Origin of the sequence: Thalassobaculum fulvum (assembly GCF_014652915.1) — a bacterium.
GTDB classification, from domain to species: Bacteria; Pseudomonadota; Alphaproteobacteria; order Thalassobaculales; family Thalassobaculaceae; genus Thalassobaculum_A; species Thalassobaculum_A fulvum.
In genome coordinates this window covers 375653-394444 of sequence record NZ_BMZS01000003.1, presented here as the reverse complement: position 1 = coordinate 394444, position 18792 = coordinate 375653, and the positions used below count along the sequence as shown (strand labels likewise).

Here is an 18792-nt window from a genome sequence, read left to right as displayed (position 1 = left end):
CATGCAGCTGCGCAACGTCGCGATCATCGCGCACGTCGACCACGGCAAGACCACGCTGGTCGACGTCCTCCTCCGCCAGTCCGGCACCTTCCGCGCCAACCAGCAGGTGGCGGAACGCGCGATGGATTCCAACGACATCGAGCGCGAGCGCGGGATCACCATCCTCGCCAAGTGCACCTCGGTGCCGTGGAAGGACACGCGGATCAACATCGTCGACACGCCGGGCCACGCCGACTTCGGCGGCGAGGTCGAGCGCATCCTGTCGATGGTCGACGGCGCCCTGCTGCTGGTCGACGCCGCCGAAGGCCCGATGCCGCAGACAAAGTTCGTGCTCGGCAAGGCGTTGGCCCTCGGGCTGCGGCCGATCGTGGTGATCAACAAGGTCGACAAGCCGGAGCAGCGTGCCTACGAAGTCCAGGACGAGGTGTTCGACCTGTTCTCGGCCCTCGGCGCCGACGACAAGCAGCTCGACTTCCCGACCCTGTTCGCGTCCGCCAAGCAGGGTTGGGCGTCGGAGACGCCGGACGAGATCGGCAGCGACATGAGCGTTCTGTTCGAGCGGATCGTGGCGCACGTGCCGCCGCCGACCATCGAGGAGAACGCGCCGTTCCGGATGCTGGCGACCACGCTGGAGGCCGACCCCTATCTCGGCCGGCTGCTGACCGGCCGCATCCTGTCCGGCTCCATCAAGCAGGCGGCGCACATCAAGGCCCTGGACCGGGACGGCCAGGAGATCGAGCGTGCCCGCGTCTCCAAGATCCTGGCCTATCGCGGCCTCGAGCGGACGCCGCTGGAGGAGGCCCATGCCGGCGACATCGTCGCCATCGCCGGGTTCTCCGAGGCCACCGTCGCCGACACCCTGTGCGCCCCCGAGGTCAACCAGGCGATCGCCGCTGCGCCGATCGACCCGTCGACCATCGCCGTCACCTTCTCGGTGAACGACAGCCCGCTGGCCGGCCGCGAGGGCGACAAGGTCACCTCGCGCCTGATCCGCGACCGGCTGTTCCGCGAGGCCGAGGGCAACGTCGCCATCCGGGTGCGCGAGACCGAGGACAAGGACGCCTACGAGGTCGCCGGCCGCGGCGAGCTGCAGCTCGCGGTGCTGATCGAGCAGCTGCGCCGCGAGGGCTTCGAGATGTCGATCAGCCGCCCGCGCGTGCTGATGCGCTCCGACCCCGAGACCGGCCAGCGCCAGGAGCCGATCGACGAGGTCGTGGTCGACGTCGACGACGACTACACCGGCCCGGTGATCGAGGCGATCACCCAGCGCAAGGGCGACCTGCTGGAGATGAAGCCGGCGGGTGCCGGCAAGACCCGGCTGGTGTTCCACGCCCCGGCCCGCGGCCTGATCGGCTATCATGGCGAGTTCCTGACCGCGACCCGCGGTACCGGCATCATGAACCGGGTGTTCCACACCTACGCCCCGTACAAGGGCACGATCCCGGGCCGCCGGGCCGGCGTGCTGATCTCGACCGAGCAGGGCGAGGCCCAGAGCTACGCGCTGATCAACCTCGAGGATCGCGGCCCGCTGATGGTCGGACCGGGCGACAAGGTCTACTCCGGCATGATCCTGGGCGAGCACAACAAGGGCAACGACCTCGACGTCAACCCGCTGAAGGCCAAGCAGCTCACCAACTTCCGGGCCGCCGGCAAGGACGAGAACGTGATCCTGACGCCGCCGATCCGAATGACCCTCGAGAAGGCGATCCCGTACATCGAGGACGACGAGCTGGTCGAGGTCACCCCGAAATCGATCCGCCTGCGCAAGCGTTACCTGGATCCGCACGAGCGCAAGCGAATGGCGAAACGCGCAGCTGCCGAGAGCGCCTGACGAGGGGCCCGGGAACGCCGCGACCGGCGTCCCCGGGGACCGCCATTCACAGGAACGGCAGGCCGGCGACGGTCGCGCGACGCCTGTCGGTTGCGTCGAGCCGAACCGACAGGCCGGTCTCGCCGTCGACCACGTCGTTGCTCAGCAGGGCGACGGCGATGTTGCGCTCGAGGCGCGGCGAGTAGCCGACCTCGCAGACGGTGCCGACGACATCGGTCCCGAGCACGAGATCCAACGGGTGGCCGTTGCCGGACACCGCCTCGCCCTCCACGAACAGCCCGACCCGACGCCGCTTGATCCCGGTGTCGCGGATCGCTCGAAGGGCGTCACGCCCGACGAACGCGTCCGGCCGGTCGAGATGGACCATGCCGCCGAGGCCCAGCTCGAACGGGTTGGCCGGGTACTGCTGGTAGCGGGCGTCGGCCCCGTAGGACAACAGCCCGCTCTCCAGCCGCTCCTGGTCGTTCGGCGCCCCGGGGCCGATATCGTAGCGGCTTCCGGCCCGCTTGACCCGGTCCCACAACTCGCCACCGCGCGAGCCGTCGAGCAGATAGAGCTCGAAGCCGCCCTGCTTCGACCAGCCGGACCGCGCCACGACCAGCGGGATGCCGGCCAGTTCGGTCTCCCGGAACCAGAAGTACCTCAGGTCGTCCACCCAGGCACCGAACAGGTCCCGGGCGACCTGTGCGGCCTTCGGGCCCTGGATCGCCATCGGCGCGGCATCGGGTTCGAAGACGCGGACGTCCAGGCCAAGCTCGCGCGCGATTCCGTCCGCCCACAGCGCGATGTCGCTGTCGGCGATCGAGAGCCAGTAGCGCATCTCGTCGAACTTCAGCAGCACCGGGTCGTTGATCAGGATGCCGTCGTGATTGCACAGCGGGACGTATCGCCCCTGCCCTGCCCGGGTACCCGACAGATCCCGCGTCGTGAGGTAGCTGACCAGGCGTCCGGCATCCGGGCCGACGATCTCCACCTGGCGCTGCGCGCCGACGTCCCACATGGCGACGCCTTCGAGCAGCCGGCGGTACTCCGCCTCCGGGTCTCCGAAATTTCCCGGGATGTACATGTGATTGTAGACGGAGAACGAGCGCACCCCGTCGGCGACCGTGGCGTCGAAGTACGGCGACTTGCGGATGTTGGGGCCGATGTGGATCTGAAACGCCATCGATTTTGTTCCTCTGTGCCCGTGGAGAGCCTGTTCGCACCCCCGCCGCGCCTCCGTCGTCTCAGAGCGCGGCTTCCAGGATGAGATCGCCGTCGGCCGCGATTCCGGCGTCGAGCCAGCCGGCCCGGCGATAGAACCGCTCGGCCCGGGATCCTGGCTGCGTCGAAAGCCGAGCCCGGGCCCAACCGGCACGCCTGAGGTCGCTCAGGACGGTCGACAGGAGCGCCCGGCCGATGCCGCGCCCTTCCTCGGCCGGATCCACGAACAGGGCCCAGACCGATCCATTCGCCGGATCCGCGGCGGCGAATCCGAGAACCCGGCCCGCCTCCTCCCAGAGCCAGAGCCCCCGGTCATCGATGAACGGGCAATAGGCCCCGGCCGGCACCTTGGCCGGATCGCTCAGAACATTCTCGCGGACCGCCGACCGGATGGTCATCAATGCCGGGATGTCCGACCTGTCGGCCAGGCGCAGCCGGGACGCCGGCATCACTAGCCGATCCGCGGCTTCCGTCCCTCGATCGGGTACTGCGGATCGTTGTAGCCCGGGGTCGACGGGTGTCCGGCCACCACCAGGCCATCGATCAGCGCCTCGTCCTCCGTGGTGAAGGCGTAGTCCAGGGCCTTGGCGTAGGACTGCCACTGCTCCATGGTCCGCGGCCCGGCGATGCTGGCGGTGACCAGCCGGTTGTTCAGCACCCACTGCACCGCGACGTCGATCGGGGTCGCGCCCTTGGCCTCGGCGTGCGCCTTGATCTTCTGGGCGATCTCCAGGCTCTCGTGCCGCCACTCGGTCTGCATCATGCGGCGGTCCTGGCGGGCGGCGCGGGTGCCCTCCTCCGGCGTCACGTTCGGCGCGTACTTGCCGGTCAGCACGCCACGGGCCAGCGGGCTGTACGGCACGACGCCGAGGCCGTAGTAGCCGCAGGCCGGCAGGTGCTCGACCTCGGGCATGCGGTTCATGGCGTTGTAGTAGGGCTGGCTCACGATCGGCCGGTCGATGCCGAGGCGGTCGCAGATGCTGCAGATCTCGGCGACCCGCCAGGACCGGTAGTTCGACACCCCGAAGTAGCGGATCTTGCCGGCCTTCATCAGGTCGCCCAGCGCCGTCACCGTCTCGGACAGCGCCGTCGAATGGTCTTCCTTGTGCAGGTAGTAGATGTCGATGACGTCGGTGCCGAGCCGCTTCAGGCTGGCGTCGCAGGCCATCTGCACCCAGCGCCGCGACAGGCCGCCGGAATTGGGGTCGTCGCCGAGCTTGTTGGCCAGCTTGGTCGCCAGCACCCAGCGGTCGCGCTCGGGGCCGATAGCGCGGCCGACGACACGCTCGGATTCGCCGCCGTTGTAGGCGTCGGCGGTGTCGATGAAGTTGACCCCCAGGTCGCGGGCGGCGGCGATGATCTCCCGGCTGTCGGCCTCCGAGGTCGGCCCCCCGAACATCATCGCGCCGAGGCAGAGCGGCGACACCTTGAGGCCGGAGCGGCCGAGCGTGCGGTAGTCCATGGCGATCTCCTTCCGGGCTCCGTTGCCCCTTGTGTCCGGCCGAGCCCCGTGCTCGGATCGAAGTCATCATACAAGTGCGCAAGCCATGCAAGCCCGGGAGCGAACGAACGCCATGACCGAGCCCCTTTCAGCCGAGACCCGCGACAAGCTCGCCTCGGTCAGCACCGCCACCCTTACCACGCAACTGTTCAAGCGCGGCCTGCGCAACGTGTTCATCCAGGGAGTCAGCCGGCTGACCGCCGCCCACGACCGCTCGATGGTCGGACCGGCCTTCACCCTGCGCTACATCCCGGCGCGCGAGGATATCGACACGCTGGACGTGTTCCAGGACTACGACCACCCGCAGCGCAAGGCGATCGAGACCTGTCCCGAGGGCCATGTGCTGGTCATGGACTGCCGTGGCGACGCCAGTGTGGCGTCCGCCGGCTCGATCCTGGTCACCCGACTGATGGTGCGGGGCGCGGCCGGCCTCGTCAGCGACGGCGGCCTGCGCGACTCGCCCGAGATCGCAGAGTTCGACATCCCGGCCTATATCGGCGCCCCGTCGGCGCCGACCAATCTGATCAAGCACCATGCGGTCGAGACCCTGAACGAGCCGATCGGCTGCGGCGGCGTTCCGGTCTACCCGGGCGACATCGTCGTCGGCGACCTGGAAGGCGTGGTGATTGTCCCCCGGCATCTCGCCGACGAGGTGGCGAACGACGCCTGGGAGCAGGAGCAGCTGGAAGAGTTCATCATCGGCGAGGTCCGGTCCGGCAAGCCGCTGCGCGGCACCTATCCGCCGAACGCCGAGACCAAGGCGCGCTACGAGGAGTGGCGCAAGAGCAAGGGCTGAGACCGCTACAGCCAGCTCTCGCACCAGGCCGGGCTGCCGTCGGCCGGGGTGAAGGTCCGGACCTGCCGGACCGGAACCTCGCCGGTGCCGATCCCGCGCGACTCCCAGGAGTGGATCGTGGCGCCGAGGATCCGGGTGACCCGGCCGGTCCCCGGGTCGGCGAACGGCAGGATCATCCGCTCGCCGCGGGCCGGCCGTGCGTCCTCGCTGTAGATCCGGCCGATGACATGGACGATCGCCGGCAGGTCGACGACGAGGTTGAAGTAGCCCAGCACCCGCTCCGCCACCGACGGCTCGGTGACTTCGTTCAGCGTCCGCCCGACCAGCGGAGCGTCGTACGCGGCCCGGATGTGGTCGCCGGTCAGCCGATAGCGGAACTTCCTCGGATTCTCCTCGACCGCGCACAGCCAGACCTGTTCCAGGAGGAACGGGAACCGGACCGGGTCGATGGCATCGACCGGCGGAACCACGGCCCCGCCCCGCGCTTCCAGCCAGTAGGCCAGAAGACGTCTGAAACGGTCGTCTTCGACATGCGAGAAATCGGCTTCGGTGATGGGCATCGACGATACTTCGGCTAGGCTAGCGCCCCCGACCTGACCTAGCACGCCGCAGCCGAACCGAGAAAGGAACATGGAATGACGGGACCGACAGTCGAGCAGGCGATCGCCGACTACGATCGGGCCGCCGCCGACCTGGCGCCGCGCTATGCCGGTCTCGGGGCCGAGCGGTTCATCAAGCGCCACCGGGACCTGCTGCCGGCCCCGCCGGGCCCGATCCTCGACATCGGCGCCGGCAGCGGCGTCCACGCCGTCGGGCTGGCCGAACTCGGCTACCGGGTGGTCGCGGTCGAGCCGTCGGCCGGCATGCGGGCCGAAGCGGTGCGCCTGTTCCCGAATGCCCCGGTCGAGTGGGTCGACGACCGCCTGCCGGACCTCGCAACCGTCCGCGCCCGGAGCGCGCGCTTCGGATTCATCCTGGTGAACGCGGTGTGGATGCACGTCCCGCCGGCCGACCGCGACCGGGCGTGCGCGGCGCTCGCCGCCCTCGCCGCCCCGGGTGCCGCGGTATCGATGGCGGTCCGTCAGGGCCCCTCGCCGGCCGACCGGCCGATGCACGATTGCGACCCCGACGTCATCAGCGCCGAGATGGCCCGTCACGGCTTCGAGGAGATCGCCCGAAGCACCCACAGCGCCGATCTCGGAACGCCCGGTGTGACGTTCGTCCGACTCAACTTCCGCTTCGCGGCACCCGCCGCCTGACATCGAGCCCGAGGCCCCCATGAGCTACGAGACCATCGTCGTCGACCGGATCGGCAGCATCGCCCGGATCGCCCTGAACCGGCCGGAGAAGCGCAACGCCGTGAACGACACGGTCCACGAAGAACTGCGCGACGCGCTGTCGGCCCTGGAGCGCGGCGGCGACGCCAGGGCACTGATCCTGACCGGTACCGGCGACCGAGCCTTCTGCTCGGGACAGGATCTATCCGCCCGCATGCCGCCGAAGGACGGCCGACCGGTCCGCGATCTCGGGGCCGGGCTGGAGAAGAGCTACAACGCGCTGATCCGCCGGTTGCGCGACCTGCCGATGCCGATCGTCACGGCGCTGAACGGCGTCGCCGCCGGCGCCGGGGCCGGCCTGGCGCTGGCCGGCGACGTCATGGTGGCAGCCCGTTCCGCCTCGATGGTGATCTCGTTCGCCCGGATCGGCCTGGTGCCGGACGCCGGGGTGACGCACCACCTGCCCCGACTGATCGGCGAAGGCCGGGCGCTGGCGGCGGCGCTGACCATGGAGCCGATCGACGCCGAAAAGCTGCAGGCCTGGGGCGTCGCCTGGCAGGTCGTCGAGTTCGCCGAGTTGCCGCAGGCCGGCCTGGCGCTCGCCGAACGGCTGTCCGCCCTGCCGCCGAAAGCGGTGGTCGGCACCCGCCGGCTGATGCGGGCCGCACTCGGCAACGACCTCAACACCCAGCTCGCGATGGAGCGCGACCTGCAGCGCGAATGCGGGTTCTCCTACGACTACGGCGAGGGCGTGAACGCCTTCCTGGAGAAGCGCCCGCCGAACTTCACCGGCCGCTGAGCCCGGCCCAGGTGGCGGCACCGATCCGGTAGAGGACGTGCCGCCGCAGCGGGTGTCCGTCGGGGAGCGACGGGTGCTCGAAGTCGTCGGCCGGGTCGCTGGTCATGCCGAGCCGTTCCATCACGGCGCGGGAGCGGGTGTTGCCCACGGCCGTGAACGACACGATCTCGTCCAGGCCGAGCCGGCCGAAACCGAAGCCCAGGCAGGCCCGCGCCGCCTCGCTGGCGTAGCCCTTGCCCCAGGCCGACCGGGCCAGGCGCCAGCCGACCTCGACGCACGGCCCGCACGGGATCGGGTAGCCCGGCACGTTGAGGCCGACGAACCCGGCGAACGGCTCGCCGCCCTTCACCTCGACGGCGTACCAGCCCCAGCCGTTCTCGGCCATTCGCTCGACCACCAGAGCGGCAAGCGCGTCACTCTCCTCGCGGCTCAGAAGCTTCGGGAAGTACCGCATCACCTCGGGGTCGGCGTTGAGCGCGGCGAACGGCGCCCGGTCCTCGTCGCGCCAGGCGCGCAGGATCAGGCGATCGGTCTCGATGGGAATGATGTCGGTCATGGCGGCGCGACAATAGGCTGAGCCGACTATGCTTGCTAGAGTCGCCGAAACCGTCCGGGGAAGCCGCCGATGTCGATCCGCATCTACCACAATCCGCGCTGCTCGAAGTCGCGGCAGACCCTGCAGCTGCTTCGCGACCACGGGCACGATCCGGAGATCGTCGAGTACCTCAAGCACCCGCCGTCGGCGGTCGTGCTGGACGGCCTGCTGCGGGCGCTGGGCATGCAGCCGCGCGACCTGATGCGCCACAAGGAGGCGCCCTACAAGGAACTCAACCTCGACGACCCGGCCCTGACCCGCGGCGAGCTGATCATGGCGATGGTCGAGAACCCGGTGCTGATCGAGCGGCCGATCGTGGTGAACGGCGACAAGGTCGCGCTCGGCCGCCCGCCCGAGGCGGTGCTGCGCATCCTGTAGCTCCCGCAGGGCCGGGTCCCGGCTCTCCGCGGCGGCGCCGCTCCGGCCGGGATGCGGGCCTGACGTTCCTCATCCCGGACGGCGCGCAGCGGCGATCCGGGGCCTGCGGCGATCCGGGGCCTACGAGCCCACCTACTCGGCCGCCCGCACGTTCGGGCGGGCGAACCGGGCCTCCATCTCGCGCCGCACCTTCACCGCCTGGGAGGTCTCGTCGACCTGCACGTCGGCCCAGGCGAGCGGCTCGCCCTGCTTGATGTCGCGCAGCAGCTTGACGTTGTGGGCGAGGCCGAGCGGCAGGTAGCCGTTCTCCAGCGAGGTCTCGGCCGGGGTCTGCTTGCCCCAGACGCAGTATCCGCCCTCGCCGTCCAGCATTTCGCCGGCCTTCAGGTCGCGCTTGGCGGTCGCCACCACGTCCGAATGGAAGCCGATCGGACAGCCGGTCGGATCTTTGCGGAGCGCTGCCGAGGCGACCGACACGCCGAGTTCCAGCCCGATCATGTGGGTCGGGCGGTACAGCGCGGCGTACCGGAACGAGCTGTCGTGCAGCATCCGGTACTCCTCGAAGCACCAGGTCGCGTAGTCGGTCTCGGCCTCGATCACCACGTAGGTGCCGAACTGCAGGTGGACCGGCACCTCGGAGCCGTCGCGGTACAGCGACGACACCACCTCGGTAGTGCCGGCGAAGTCGACCTGGCCGCCGGCCGATCTCGGCTTGCAGACCTCGGCCAGTTCGAGCCGCGACGACGGCGGGAAGTGCAGCCCGTCGGCCTGCGGCCGGAGCCCGGTCGCGTTGCACACCGCCGACATCTCGATCCCGGACTTGGTCCCGTCGATGAAGCTGTTGAACATCTTGGGGTTCATCCGGCCGCGCTTCACCATCTCCAGGTCGAAGCCGAAGTTCTCCCAGACGGTGTCCGGCGTGGACTCGTGGTAGCGCGGCAGGTAGCGCGTGCCCTTGCCGGCGCACACCACCTTGAAGCCGACCGAGCGGGCCCAGTCGACGTGCTCGCAGATCAGCGCCGGCTGGTCGCCCCAGGCCATGCTGTACACGACCCCGGCCGCCTCGGCCTTGGCGGCCAGCAGCGGTCCGGCGACCACGTCGGCCTCGACGTTGACCATGACCACGTGGCGGCCGTTCTCGATCGCCATCAGGCAGTGCCTGATGCCGACCGCCGGATCGCCGGTGGCGTCGATCAGCACCTCCAGCCCGTCGGCCCTGATCAGCGCCTCGGCATCGTCGGTGACGAAGGTCGAGCCGTTGGCGAGGGCGTCGGCGAAGCCGCTCGCGGCATAGCGTTCCGCCTCCCAGCCGATGTGCCGGAGCTGGTCCTTGGCCCGCGCGACGTCGAGGTCGGCGATGCCGAGCACGTGGGTGCCCTTGGTCAGCCGGGCCTGCGACAGGTACATGGCGCCGAACTTGCCGGCTCCGATGATCCCGACCCGGACCGGATTGCCGTCTTCCGCCCGCTTGGCGAGCATGCGGGACAGGTTCATCGCTTCCTCCGTCGCCCTTGTCAGGCTGCCTGGCGTTCCTGCTTCACCAGCTCGGCCAGGCAGTCGTCCGGCAGCGGCGCGATCGGCGTGAAGTCGCGATGGGCGATCCACTCCTTGCGCTTGAACGCCCGGATGTGGTTGTCGACGTGGCACAGGCTCAGATAGACGATGGTCCGCGGGAACGGGCTGATGTTCGGCGGGCTGGCGTGCACCAGGTTGCCGTGGAACATGATCACCGATCCGGGAGCCCCGGTCGGTGCGACGCAGCCGCCCTCGTTCGCCAGCCGGGTCACCTCGTCGCGCGACAGCGTCCACAGCGGATAGCTGGTGGTCGCCAGGTCGTGCCCGGCCTGCAGGGTGCCACCCTTGTGGCTGCCGGGAATGAACATCAGCGGGCCGTTGACGGCGCTCACCTCGTCGAGGAACAGCGCGATGTTCATGGCCCGCGGCTCCGGCATCTCGTCGTCGCGGTGCCAGGTGCCGAAGTCCTGGTGCCACTGCCAGACCTCGCCGTCGAAGGCGGCCTTGGCGTTGATCTTGAACTGGTGCATGTACACCGGCCCGTCGAGCAGCTGCATCACCGGCTCGACCAGCCGGGGGTGGGCGCCCAGGCGCCGGAATCCCTCGTCGTACTTGTGCGCGGCGAAGGCGGTGCGGGCGACACCGGAGCTCTCCCGCCAGACCTCCTCGCGGTCCATCGTGAAGATCGCGTCGGCCCGCCGCCGCAGCACCCCGACCTCGTCGGCCGTGAAGGTGTTCGGCAGGAACAGGTAGCCCTCTTTGTCAAACCGCTCGAGCTGACCTTGATCGAGTTGCATGGCGTTTCGTCCCTTTGTTGAGCTTGCCGGCAATCGACCGAGCCTGGTCGATCAGCCGTTGGCGGGTTTCCTCTCCCGCCTTCAAGGCGTGTTCCCGGGCCCGGGTCCCGGCCTTCTCGACATCGCCGGCCCTGATCGCGTCGGCGATCCCGGCGTGCTCGCGCCAGATCCGCTCGGCGATCGCCGGATCGAACTTGATCACCACCATCACCCGCCGGATCTGCGGCCGCTGCGCCTCGGCGACTTCGGACAGGACGGGGTTGCCCGACAGGGCGTTGACGGCCGCGTGGAACCGCATGTCCCAGTCGACCGCGGTGGCGATGTCGCGCCCGAGCTCGGCGGCGAACCCGTGTTCGATGCAGCTCTGGAGTTCCGAGGTGTCGATCGACGGGTCCGCGGCGACCCGCCCGGCGGCCAGGCCGGCGGCGAGGCCGTCGAGCACCGCACGGACCTGGAAGAGCTGGTGAAGCCGGTCCGGGTCGACCGGGGCCACGACTAGCCCGCGAACGCCCTGCTCGACCGCCAGGCCGGCGTTCTTCAGCATGGCCAGGGCGTGGCTGACCGGCTGGCGGGACACCCCGAGATCGGCGGCGAGCTGCTCCTGCCGCAGCCGGTGGCCGGGCGGAAGCGCCCCGGCCGCGATGGCGTCGACCAGGCGCTCATACACCTGGTCGATCAGAACCGGTCGGGAATCGAGGGCGCGCAGTTCCAACAGATGCCTCCCTTGGAATTCTGAATTCAATATTGGTTCGTTCCGGGAGTCAACCTACCCAAAAAGCGAAGGGCCGCCCAGACGGGCGGCCCTCAACTCTGTCGTTCTCCCCTGGTATCAGGCGAGGTCGAAACGGTCGGCGTTCATCACCTTGTTCCAGGCGGCCACGAAGTCGGTCACGAACTTCGACTTCGCGTCGTCCTGGGCGTAGACCTCGGCCAGCGCCCGGAGCTCGGAGTTCGAGCCGAAGATCAGGTCGACCCGGGTGCCGGTCCACTTCACCTGGCCGGTCTTGCGGTCGCGGCCCTCGAACACGTCCTCCTTGCCGGGAGCCTTCGACCACGCCGTGCCCATGTCGAGCAGGTTCACGAAGAAGTCGTTGGTCAGGGTCTCCGGACGGTCGGTGAACACGCCGTTCTGCGAGCGCTGGAAGTTGGCGTTCAGCACGCGCATGCCGCCGAGCAGGACCGTCATCTCCGGCGCGGTCAGCGTCAGGAGCTGGGCGCGGTCGATCATCAGCTCCTCGGCCGACACCGTGTACTTGCCCTTCTCGTAGTTGCGGAAGGCATCGGCGATCGGCTCGAGGACGGCGAACGAGTCGACGTCGGTCTGCTCCTCGGTCGCGTCGGTGCGTCCCGGCGTGAACGGCACCTCCACGGCGTGGCCGGCGGCCTTCGCGGCCTGCTCGACGGCCGCGCAGCCGGCCAGGACGATCAGGTCGGCGAGCGAGACCTTCTTGCCGCCGGACTGGCCGTCGTTGAACGCCTTGCGGACGCCCTCGAGGGCATCCAGCACCTTGGCCAACTGCGCCGGCTCGTTGACCTCCCAGTCCTTCTGCGGCGCCAGACGGATCCGGGCACCGTTGGCCCCGCCGCGATTGTCGGATCCGCGGAAGGTCGAGGCCGAAGCCCAGGCGACCGAGACCAGTTCGGAGACCGACAGGCCGGTGGCCAGGATGTCGGCCTTGAGCTTCTTGACGTCGTTCGCATCGACCAGCGGATGGTCGACCGCCGGAACCGGGTCCTGCCAGATCAGCTGCTCGTCCGGCACCTCCGGGCCCAGATAGCGGGCGATCGGCCCCATGTCACGGTGGGTCAGCTTGAACCACGCGCGGGCGAAGGCGTCCGCGAACTCGTCCGGGTTGGCGTGGAACCGCCGCGAGATCTTCTCGTAGGCCGGATCCATGCGCATCGCCATGTCGGCGGTGGTCATCATGGTGGTGACCTTCTTCGAGGGATCACCGGCCGATGGCGCCATGTCCTTCTCGGCGACGTCCTTGGGATGCCACTGCCAGGCGCCGGCGGGGCTCTTCACCAGTTCCCACTCGTAGCCGAACAGCATGTCGAAGTAGCCGTTGTCCCACTGCGTCGGGTTCGGCGTCCACGCCCCCTCGATGCCGCTGGTGATCGCGTCGTCGAGCTTGCCGGACTTGTAGCTGCTCAGCCAGCCGAAGCCCTGCGCCTCGATCGGGGCGCCCTCGGGATCCGGGCCCACATGGGACGCCGGACCGGCGCCATGGGCCTTGCCGAAGGTGTGACCGCCGGCCGTCAGCGCCACCGTCTCCTCGTCGTTCATGGCCATACGCGCGAAGGTCTCGCGGATGTCGCGGGCCGACGCCAGCGGGTCCGGCTTGCCGTCCGGGCCCTCGGGGTTGACGTAGATCAGGCCCATCTGCACGGCCGCGAGCGGGTTCTCGAGATCACGCTCACCGGAGTAGCGGCTGTTCGGCTTGTCGCTGGTCGCCAGCCACTCGGTCTCGGAGCCCCAGTAGACGTCCTCTTCCGGCTCCCACACGTCGGGACGGCCGCCGCCGAACCCGAAGGTCTTGAAGCCCATCGATTCCATGGCGACGTTGCCGGCCAGCACCAGCAGGTCGGACCAGGAGATCTTGTTGCCGTACTTCTGCTTGATCGGCCACAGCAGCCGGCGCGCCTTGTCCAGGTTGCCGTTGTCGGGCCAGCTGTTCAGCGGGGCGAAGCGCTGCTGGCCGGTACCGGCGCCACCGCGACCGTCGCCGGTGCGATAGGTACCGGCGGCGTGCCAGGTCATCCGGATGAACAGCCCGCCGTAGTGACCGTAGTCCGCCGGCCACCAGTCCTGCGACTCGGTCATCAGCGCGGTGAGGTCCTTCTTCAGGGCCGCGTAGTCGAGCTTCTTGAACGCCTCGGCGTAGTTGAAGCCCTTGCCCATCGGGTCGGACTTGTCGGAGTTCTGGCGCAGGAGCTTCAGGTTCAGCCGGTTCGGCCACCAATCCTGGTTGGTCACCCATTTCGACATGTTGGGTGCGTGCAGGACCGGGCAGCCACTGGCGCTGGGATGTTCGTTTCCGTCCATAAATACCTCCCGAAATGGATAGATGGGTCGACCTGGCTCTGAGATCGCACCACCGGTTGATCGAGGGAACTCTTATCGATCTATCTTATCGATAGCGTTTTGCTATCACGTGTCCCGGCGGACAGACCGGACGGAGGCGATGCGGCCACGACGGCGCCACAGCGTCGTCAACCCGCCGGCCGAGACCACGGCCTGCCAGCCGCGGCTGCCGGACGGCGCGCGCGGACCGCCGGCGGCCGCCCGGACGGCGTCGCTATCCCTGGATTTCGCGGGAACGGTGGTCTTCAGGTGCAGGATCACGCTGGCCTCCATCCTGTTCTGCCAGGCCCGTTCAGCCGGGCCTGCTCTGTCGGGCTTGCCCTGCCGGGAACTGTCCGACGATGGAGGATATGGTGACAGGACCTCGATATTAGAATGAGTCCAAACTGCCGATCGTAGCGATAGGGAGAAGCTATGCCCGGGCGCTACCGACGGTCAGGCCGCCGCACACGTAAAGTACCTGCCCGGTGACGAACCCGGACCGGCCGTCGAGGAAGAACGCCACGGCGTTGGCGATGTCCTCGGGTTGGCCGAGTCGCCCGACCGGTATGGAATCGAGGATCTTTCGGGTCCGCGGGTCCTGCGAGGGATTGGCGGCATGCCAGAGCGGAGTCTCGATGCTTCCCGGCGCCACCGCATTGGCGGTGATGCCGTCGCGCGCCAGTTCCAGCGCCCAGGTCTTCATCAGCCCGTGCAGCGCCGCCTTCGACGCCGCGTAGCTGGTCCGCAGTTCCTTGCCGAGCGCGGCCCGCGACGAGATCGCCACGATCCGGCCCGACCGGGCGGCCCGCATCCCGGGCAGCAGTGCCTGGGTGATGCGGATCGTGGTCTTCACGTTGAGCGCCATGACGTCGTCGAAGTCCGACAGCCGGGTCTCGTCCAGCAGGTTCGGCCGGACGTGCCCGACGTTGTGGACGACCCGGGTGATCGGCCCGCCGGCAAGCGCCTCTCGGACCGCGGCGTCGGTGGCGTCGCCGTCCATCAGGTCGACCGGGATCCAGTGCGCCGTCGTCGACGGCTCCGGGGCCTCGCGGTCGAGGATGACCACCTCGTAGCCGTCGTCCAGCAGCCGTTCCACGACGCCCCGCCCGATCGAGCGCGCGCCGCCGGTGACCAGCACCCGTTCCGCCATCGTCTCCTCCCTGCCCGGCCCGGGTCTTCAGGCGTCGATCGTGCGGATCGGGCTGCCCTTTGCCCAGGCCGCGATGTCCTCGACCATCTGGCCGTAGAACAGCCGGTAGGTGTCCTCGGTGACGTAGCCGATGTGCGGGGTCAGCACGACGTTGTCCAGGCCGCGGATCGCCGCGTCGGCCGGCAGCGGCTCCTCCGAGAACACGTCGATCGCGGCGGCCCGGATCTTGCCCGCCTTCAGGGTCTGGTACAGCGCCGTCTCGTCCACGATCGGCCCGCGCGAGGTGTTCACAAGGATCGCGCCCGGCTTCATGCGGGCGAGGTCCTCCGCCCCGACCAAGCCGGTGGTGCGGTCAGACAGCAGCAGGTGGATGGTCACCACGTCGGCCCGCTCGAACAGCTCCTGCTTGGAGACCAGTTCGGCCCCGACCTCGGCGCAGCGCTCGGCCGTCAGGTTCTGGCTCCAGGCGACGGTCTTCATGCCGAACGCCGAGGCGCCGATCTTCGCGACCGCCGAGCCGAGCCGGCCGAGGCCGACGCAGCCGAGGGTCTTACCGGCGAGGTCGAAACCCATGCGGGTCTGCCAGCCACCCTGCCGCATCACCATGTGGTCGTGCGGCACGTGCCGGGCCGTGGCCAGGATCAGCGCCCAGGTGTGCTCGGTGGTGGTGGTGCCGGAGGTCTCGGTGCCGCAGCAGACGACCCCCCGCTTGCGGGCGGCCGCGAAATCGACCGACTTGTTGCGCATGCCGCTGGTGATGAACAGCTTCAGGTTCGGCAGCCGCTCGAACACCGCCGCCGGGAACGGGGTGCGCTCCCGCATAGCGCACACCACCTCGAAATCCTTCAGGCGGTCGACCAGCGCGTCGTGCTCGACGAGGTTGTCGTTGAACACGACCGGCTCGAACCCGGCCGGCAGGCTGCCCCAGTCGGCCATGTCGAGCGCGGCGTCGGCGTAGTCGTCCAGGATCGCGATCTTCGGCATCACATCCTCCCTGACGAGGTGAAGTTCACCTCGTAACTGTTTGTTATATAGACTGCCGGCGCTTCTCGACGACGACACCCTCCGCGGCTAGGCCTTCGATCTCCTCCGGCGAGAACCCGTGGTCGGCCAGGATCTGCCGGCTGTGCTCGGCGAACCGCGGCGGCCGGCTCTTGATCGAGCCCGGAGTGCGCCGGAACTTGATCGGGATGCCCCACGACCGGTAGCCGTCCTTCTCGACCGCCATCTGCCGGTGGATGGTGTGCGGGTGGTTCATCACCTCCTCGGTGTTGCGCACCGGCCCGATCGGCAGGCCGGCGGCCAGCAGCCGGTCGGTCAGCTCGTTGCCGTCGACCTCGGCCAGCAGCACCTCGAGCTCGGCCCGCAGCTCGTCGCGGTTGACCAGACGGTCGCCGTTGGTCGCGAACCGCGGGTCGTCGCCCAGCTCCGGCTTGCCGAGCTCCTTGCACAGCCGCTTGAATGCCCGGTCGTTGCCGCCGGCGACGAACACGTCGACGGTCCTGGTCGGGAACAGGTCGTACGGGCTGATGTTCGGGTGCTGGTTGCCGGTCTGCTTCGGCACCTTGCCGGACAGGTAGTAGTTGGCGACGTGCGGGTGCATGAGCGCCAGGCCGCAGTCGTACAGGGTCATGTCGATATACTGGCCGAGCCCGGAGTTCGCCCGCTCGTACAGCGCCATCATGATGGCGTTGCAGGCGTACAGGCCGGTGCCGATGTCGACCATGGCGAGGCCGAGCCGGGTCGGCCCGCTGTCCGGCGCGCCGTTCACCGAGAAGTGCCCGACCATCGCCTGGATGATGCCGTCATAGCCCGGGAAGCCGCCATACGGCCCGTCCTCGCCGAAGCCGGAGATCCGGCAGTGGACCAGCTTCGGGAACCGCTCGCGCAGCACCGCCTCGTAGCCGAGGCCCCAGCGCTCCATCGAGCCGGGCTTGTAGTTCTCGATCAGCACGTCGGCGCCGTCGAGCAGGCGCAGCAGCACCTCCCTGCCCTTGTCGGTCGAGAGATCGAGGCCGAGCGACCGCTTGTTGCGGTTCACGCCCAGGAAGTAGCTGGCGTCGCCGCCGTCGTCGAACGGCGGTCCCCAGTCGCGCACCTCGTCGCCCTGCGGCGGCTCGATCTTGACGATGTCGGCCCCGTGGTCGCCCAGGAGCTGGGTGCAGTAAGGCCCGCCCAGCACACGGGTGCAGTCGATGACCTTGAGGCCGGCGAGCGCGCCGCCGGAAGCTGTGGCGTCGGCCACGGTATCCTCCACTCGGATTGAACGATCGGATGCTGTTGGTCGGTACGGCGTCAGGCGGCCTGGGCGATCCCGAACACCCGCTCGGCGAAGGCCGGGTAGATCTCGGCGATCTGCCGGGCCACCGGGCCGCGGATCAGTGCCAGGGTCTCGGCGTCCGGCACCGGGGTCTCGGGCACCGAGGCCGGCACGTCGTACTCGAAGCCGGTGTTCTCGGCGATCTCCTCGACCGTGTGGCCGGGATGCACGCTCTCCAGCACGAACCGGGCGCCGGCCTTGTCGAAGTCGAACAGGCAGCGGTCGGTGATCAGCTTGTACGGGCCGCCCGGCCGGTAGACGTTCGGTTCCGACACGCCCGGTGCGGAGACGAAGTCGACCTTGTCGACCAGTGTCCGCCTGGTGTGCTCGAGCCGGAACAGGATGACGCGCGGCACCACGTAGTACAGGTAGCCCGAGCCGAAGGAACCGGGGAACCGCGCCTTCGGACGGTCCGGGTCGCCGATCGACACCAGGTTGATGTTGGCGCGGCCGTCGATCTGGGCGCCGCTCAGGAAGAACGCGTCGATCCGCCCCTGGCCGGCGCAGTCGAACAGCTCCTTGCCGCCGTCGGTGAAGAAGTTGTTGTCGCGCGAGCCCAGCACCGAGACCCGCGGGACGGTGCCCGACTTGGCCCGGGCCAGCAGCGCCGCCGCGCCCGGCACCGGCGACGACGCGCCGACCGCCACGTGCCGCAGCCCCGCCAGCATCCCGGCGATCGCGCCGATCAGGATCTCTTCCAGCTGGATATCGCTCATTCCGCGGCCTCCCGCCCCAGGACGGTCTCGGCGAGATAGCGCTGGAAGCCCTCCTCGGTGCGCGCCAGCTCGGCGTACTGCGCCAGGTGGTCGTTGTCGGCGCCGTAATAGCCCGGCACCGCCTGCGGCCATGCCCCGTTCTTCGCCTCGGCCAGGGCCGTGACGTACAGCGACGGGATGGTGCCGGCGGCCGTCGTCTCGTCGGCGATCAGGTCGTCGTCGACGATCTTCTCGACCGTCACCAGGGTGTCGCGGGCGGCGTGGGCCATCAGCATGCACTCGCGCCGCACGCCGACCCAGACGTTGCCGCTGCGGTCGGCCTTGCGGGCGTGGAACACCGCGAAATCTGGCCGCAGCGCCGGAATCGCCACGACGGGGTCGTCCTCGCCGAACGGATTGTCGATCACCTTCCAGTCGGACCGGCGGGCCAGGATGTCGGAGCCGATCAGCCCGCGCATCGTGCTGAACGGCGCCCCGCGCTCGGCCGCCTGCAGGCCGGCATGCACCGCCGGACAGGTCGCATCCATGGTCCGGATCGTCCCGGCCTTCACGGCAGCGGTGAACCGTGGCGCCAAGCCGTGCTCGCCCAGGGTGACCGCCGAGGTCTCGGCCGTGTTAACACAGCCGGCACCAATCAGCAGGTCGCCCTGGTAGCCGAACACCGGCACGCCGACCAGGTGCAGGTCGCGCACGCCTCGGCGGATCGCGGCCCGCCACAGGGCGTTGGCGCCCGGCGTGTAGTCGGGCGGGACCGCCACCTTGGCGCCGTCCGGAATCCGGGCGGCCAGGGCCTCGACGCTCGGCAGCATGTCGGTCATGGGAGTCCTCCTGAAACTCGGCCGAATAC

General features: G+C 69.3%; 20 protein-coding genes. 5 read left to right on the top strand and 15 right to left on the bottom strand.

Annotated features, from left to right (window positions below):
• Nucleotide 1: 1 nt before the first annotated feature.
• On the top strand, nt 2-1831 hold the full coding sequence (gene typA, locus IE246_RS08280) for a translational GTPase TypA (RefSeq protein ID WP_189988483.1): 1830 nt from the start codon (nt 2-4) through the stop codon (nt 1829-1831).
• A gap of 46 nt (nt 1832-1877) precedes the next feature.
• Here the strand turns inward: typA and IE246_RS08275 are convergent, their stop codons facing one another.
• The 3 genes from IE246_RS08275 to IE246_RS08265 form a co-directional block, all read right to left on the bottom strand.
• Nucleotides 1878-2996, bottom strand: coding sequence for a glycine cleavage T C-terminal barrel domain-containing protein (locus IE246_RS08275; protein ID WP_189988482.1), 1119 nt, complete (start codon nt 2994-2996; stop codon nt 1878-1880).
• A 61-nt stretch (nt 2997-3057) separates the two neighbouring features.
• Nucleotides 3058-3483: a GNAT family N-acetyltransferase gene (locus IE246_RS08270; protein ID WP_229836675.1), complete on the bottom strand. Its 426-nt coding sequence runs from the start codon at nt 3481-3483 to the stop codon at nt 3058-3060.
• Between the two features lie 2 nt (nt 3484-3485).
• Nucleotides 3486-4496: an aldo/keto reductase gene (locus IE246_RS08265; protein WP_189988481.1), complete on the bottom strand. Its 1011-nt coding sequence runs from the start codon at nt 4494-4496 to the stop codon at nt 3486-3488.
• 112 nt (nt 4497-4608) lie between these two features.
• Here IE246_RS08265 and IE246_RS08260 point away from each other — a divergent pair, with 112 nt between their 5' ends.
• Nucleotides 4609-5331 (top strand): ribonuclease activity regulator RraA, encoded by a 723-nt coding sequence (locus tag IE246_RS08260; protein WP_189988480.1) that lies wholly within the window; start codon nt 4609-4611, stop codon nt 5329-5331.
• A gap of 5 nt (nt 5332-5336) precedes the next feature.
• Here IE246_RS08260 and IE246_RS08255 read toward each other — a convergent pair whose 3' ends face one another.
• Nucleotides 5337-5891, bottom strand: a complete 555-nt coding sequence (locus tag IE246_RS08255; protein ID WP_189988479.1) for a PAS domain-containing protein — start codon at nt 5889-5891, stop codon at nt 5337-5339.
• 75 nt (nt 5892-5966) lie between these two features.
• Between IE246_RS08255 and IE246_RS08250 the strand changes: the two genes are divergently transcribed.
• Nucleotides 5967-6590: a class I SAM-dependent methyltransferase gene (locus tag IE246_RS08250; RefSeq protein WP_189988478.1), complete on the top strand. Its 624-nt coding sequence runs from the start codon at nt 5967-5969 to the stop codon at nt 6588-6590.
• A gap of 19 nt (nt 6591-6609) precedes the next feature.
• Nucleotides 6610-7407, top strand: coding sequence for an enoyl-CoA hydratase-related protein (locus IE246_RS08245; RefSeq protein ID WP_189988477.1), 798 nt, complete (start codon nt 6610-6612; stop codon nt 7405-7407).
• On the opposite strand, the gene IE246_RS08240 is transcribed toward IE246_RS08245, so the two are convergent.
• On the bottom strand, nt 7394-7963 hold the full coding sequence (locus IE246_RS08240) for a GNAT family N-acetyltransferase (protein ID WP_189988476.1): 570 nt from the start codon (nt 7961-7963) through the stop codon (nt 7394-7396). The genes IE246_RS08245 and IE246_RS08240 overlap by 14 nt on opposite strands.
• Before the next feature lie 69 nt (nt 7964-8032).
• On the opposite strand from IE246_RS08240, the gene arsC reads away from it, so the two are divergent.
• The gene (arsC, locus tag IE246_RS08235; protein ID WP_189988475.1) at nt 8033-8380 is read left to right on the top strand and encodes an arsenate reductase (glutaredoxin); all 348 of its coding nucleotides are present in this window, start codon (nt 8033-8035) and stop codon (nt 8378-8380) included.
• Between the two features lie 132 nt (nt 8381-8512).
• On the opposite strand, the gene IE246_RS08230 is transcribed toward arsC, so the two are convergent.
• The 10 genes from IE246_RS08230 to IE246_RS08185 form a co-directional block, all read right to left on the bottom strand.
• Nucleotides 8513-9874: an NAD(P)H-dependent oxidoreductase gene (locus IE246_RS08230; protein ID WP_189988474.1), complete on the bottom strand. Its 1362-nt coding sequence runs from the start codon at nt 9872-9874 to the stop codon at nt 8513-8515.
• Between the two features lie 20 nt (nt 9875-9894).
• Nucleotides 9895-10692 carry a phytanoyl-CoA dioxygenase family protein gene (locus IE246_RS08225; RefSeq protein ID WP_189988473.1) on the bottom strand — a complete coding sequence of 266 codons (798 nt, stop codon included), beginning with the start codon at nt 10690-10692 and terminating at the stop codon, nt 9895-9897.
• Nucleotides 10658-11404, bottom strand: coding sequence for a GntR family transcriptional regulator (locus IE246_RS08220; RefSeq protein WP_189988472.1), 747 nt, complete (start codon nt 11402-11404; stop codon nt 10658-10660). The genes IE246_RS08225 and IE246_RS08220 overlap by 35 nt, the downstream gene beginning before the upstream one ends.
• Before the next feature lie 117 nt (nt 11405-11521).
• On the bottom strand, nt 11522-13738 hold the full coding sequence (gene katG, locus IE246_RS08215; protein WP_189988471.1) for a catalase/peroxidase HPI: 2217 nt from the start codon (nt 13736-13738) through the stop codon (nt 11522-11524).
• A 105-nt stretch (nt 13739-13843) separates the two neighbouring features.
• Complete coding sequence (locus IE246_RS08210) at nt 13844-14038, bottom strand: hypothetical protein (protein WP_189988470.1); 195 nt, start codon at nt 14036-14038, stop codon at nt 13844-13846.
• A gap of 151 nt (nt 14039-14189) precedes the next feature.
• Nucleotides 14190-14909 (bottom strand): SDR family NAD(P)-dependent oxidoreductase, encoded by a 720-nt coding sequence (locus IE246_RS08205; RefSeq protein WP_189988469.1) that lies wholly within the window; start codon nt 14907-14909, stop codon nt 14190-14192.
• Nucleotides 14910-14936: 27 nt separating this feature from the next.
• A complete protein-coding gene (locus IE246_RS08200) occupies nt 14937-15893 on the bottom strand; it encodes a D-2-hydroxyacid dehydrogenase family protein (RefSeq protein ID WP_189988468.1) in 957 nt (318 codons plus the stop codon).
• Nucleotides 15894-15936: 43 nt separating this feature from the next.
• Complete coding sequence (locus tag IE246_RS08195) at nt 15937-17154, bottom strand: CaiB/BaiF CoA transferase family protein (RefSeq protein WP_189988467.1); 1218 nt, start codon at nt 17152-17154, stop codon at nt 15937-15939.
• A 50-nt stretch (nt 17155-17204) separates the two neighbouring features.
• Nucleotides 17205-17945: a CoA-transferase gene (locus IE246_RS08190; protein ID WP_189988466.1), complete on the bottom strand. Its 741-nt coding sequence runs from the start codon at nt 17943-17945 to the stop codon at nt 17205-17207.
• Nucleotides 17942-18763, bottom strand: coding sequence for a CoA transferase subunit A (locus IE246_RS08185; protein ID WP_189988465.1), 822 nt, complete (start codon nt 18761-18763; stop codon nt 17942-17944). Before IE246_RS08185 ends, IE246_RS08190 begins: the two co-directional genes overlap by 4 nt.
• Nucleotides 18764-18792: the final 29 nt, after the last annotated feature.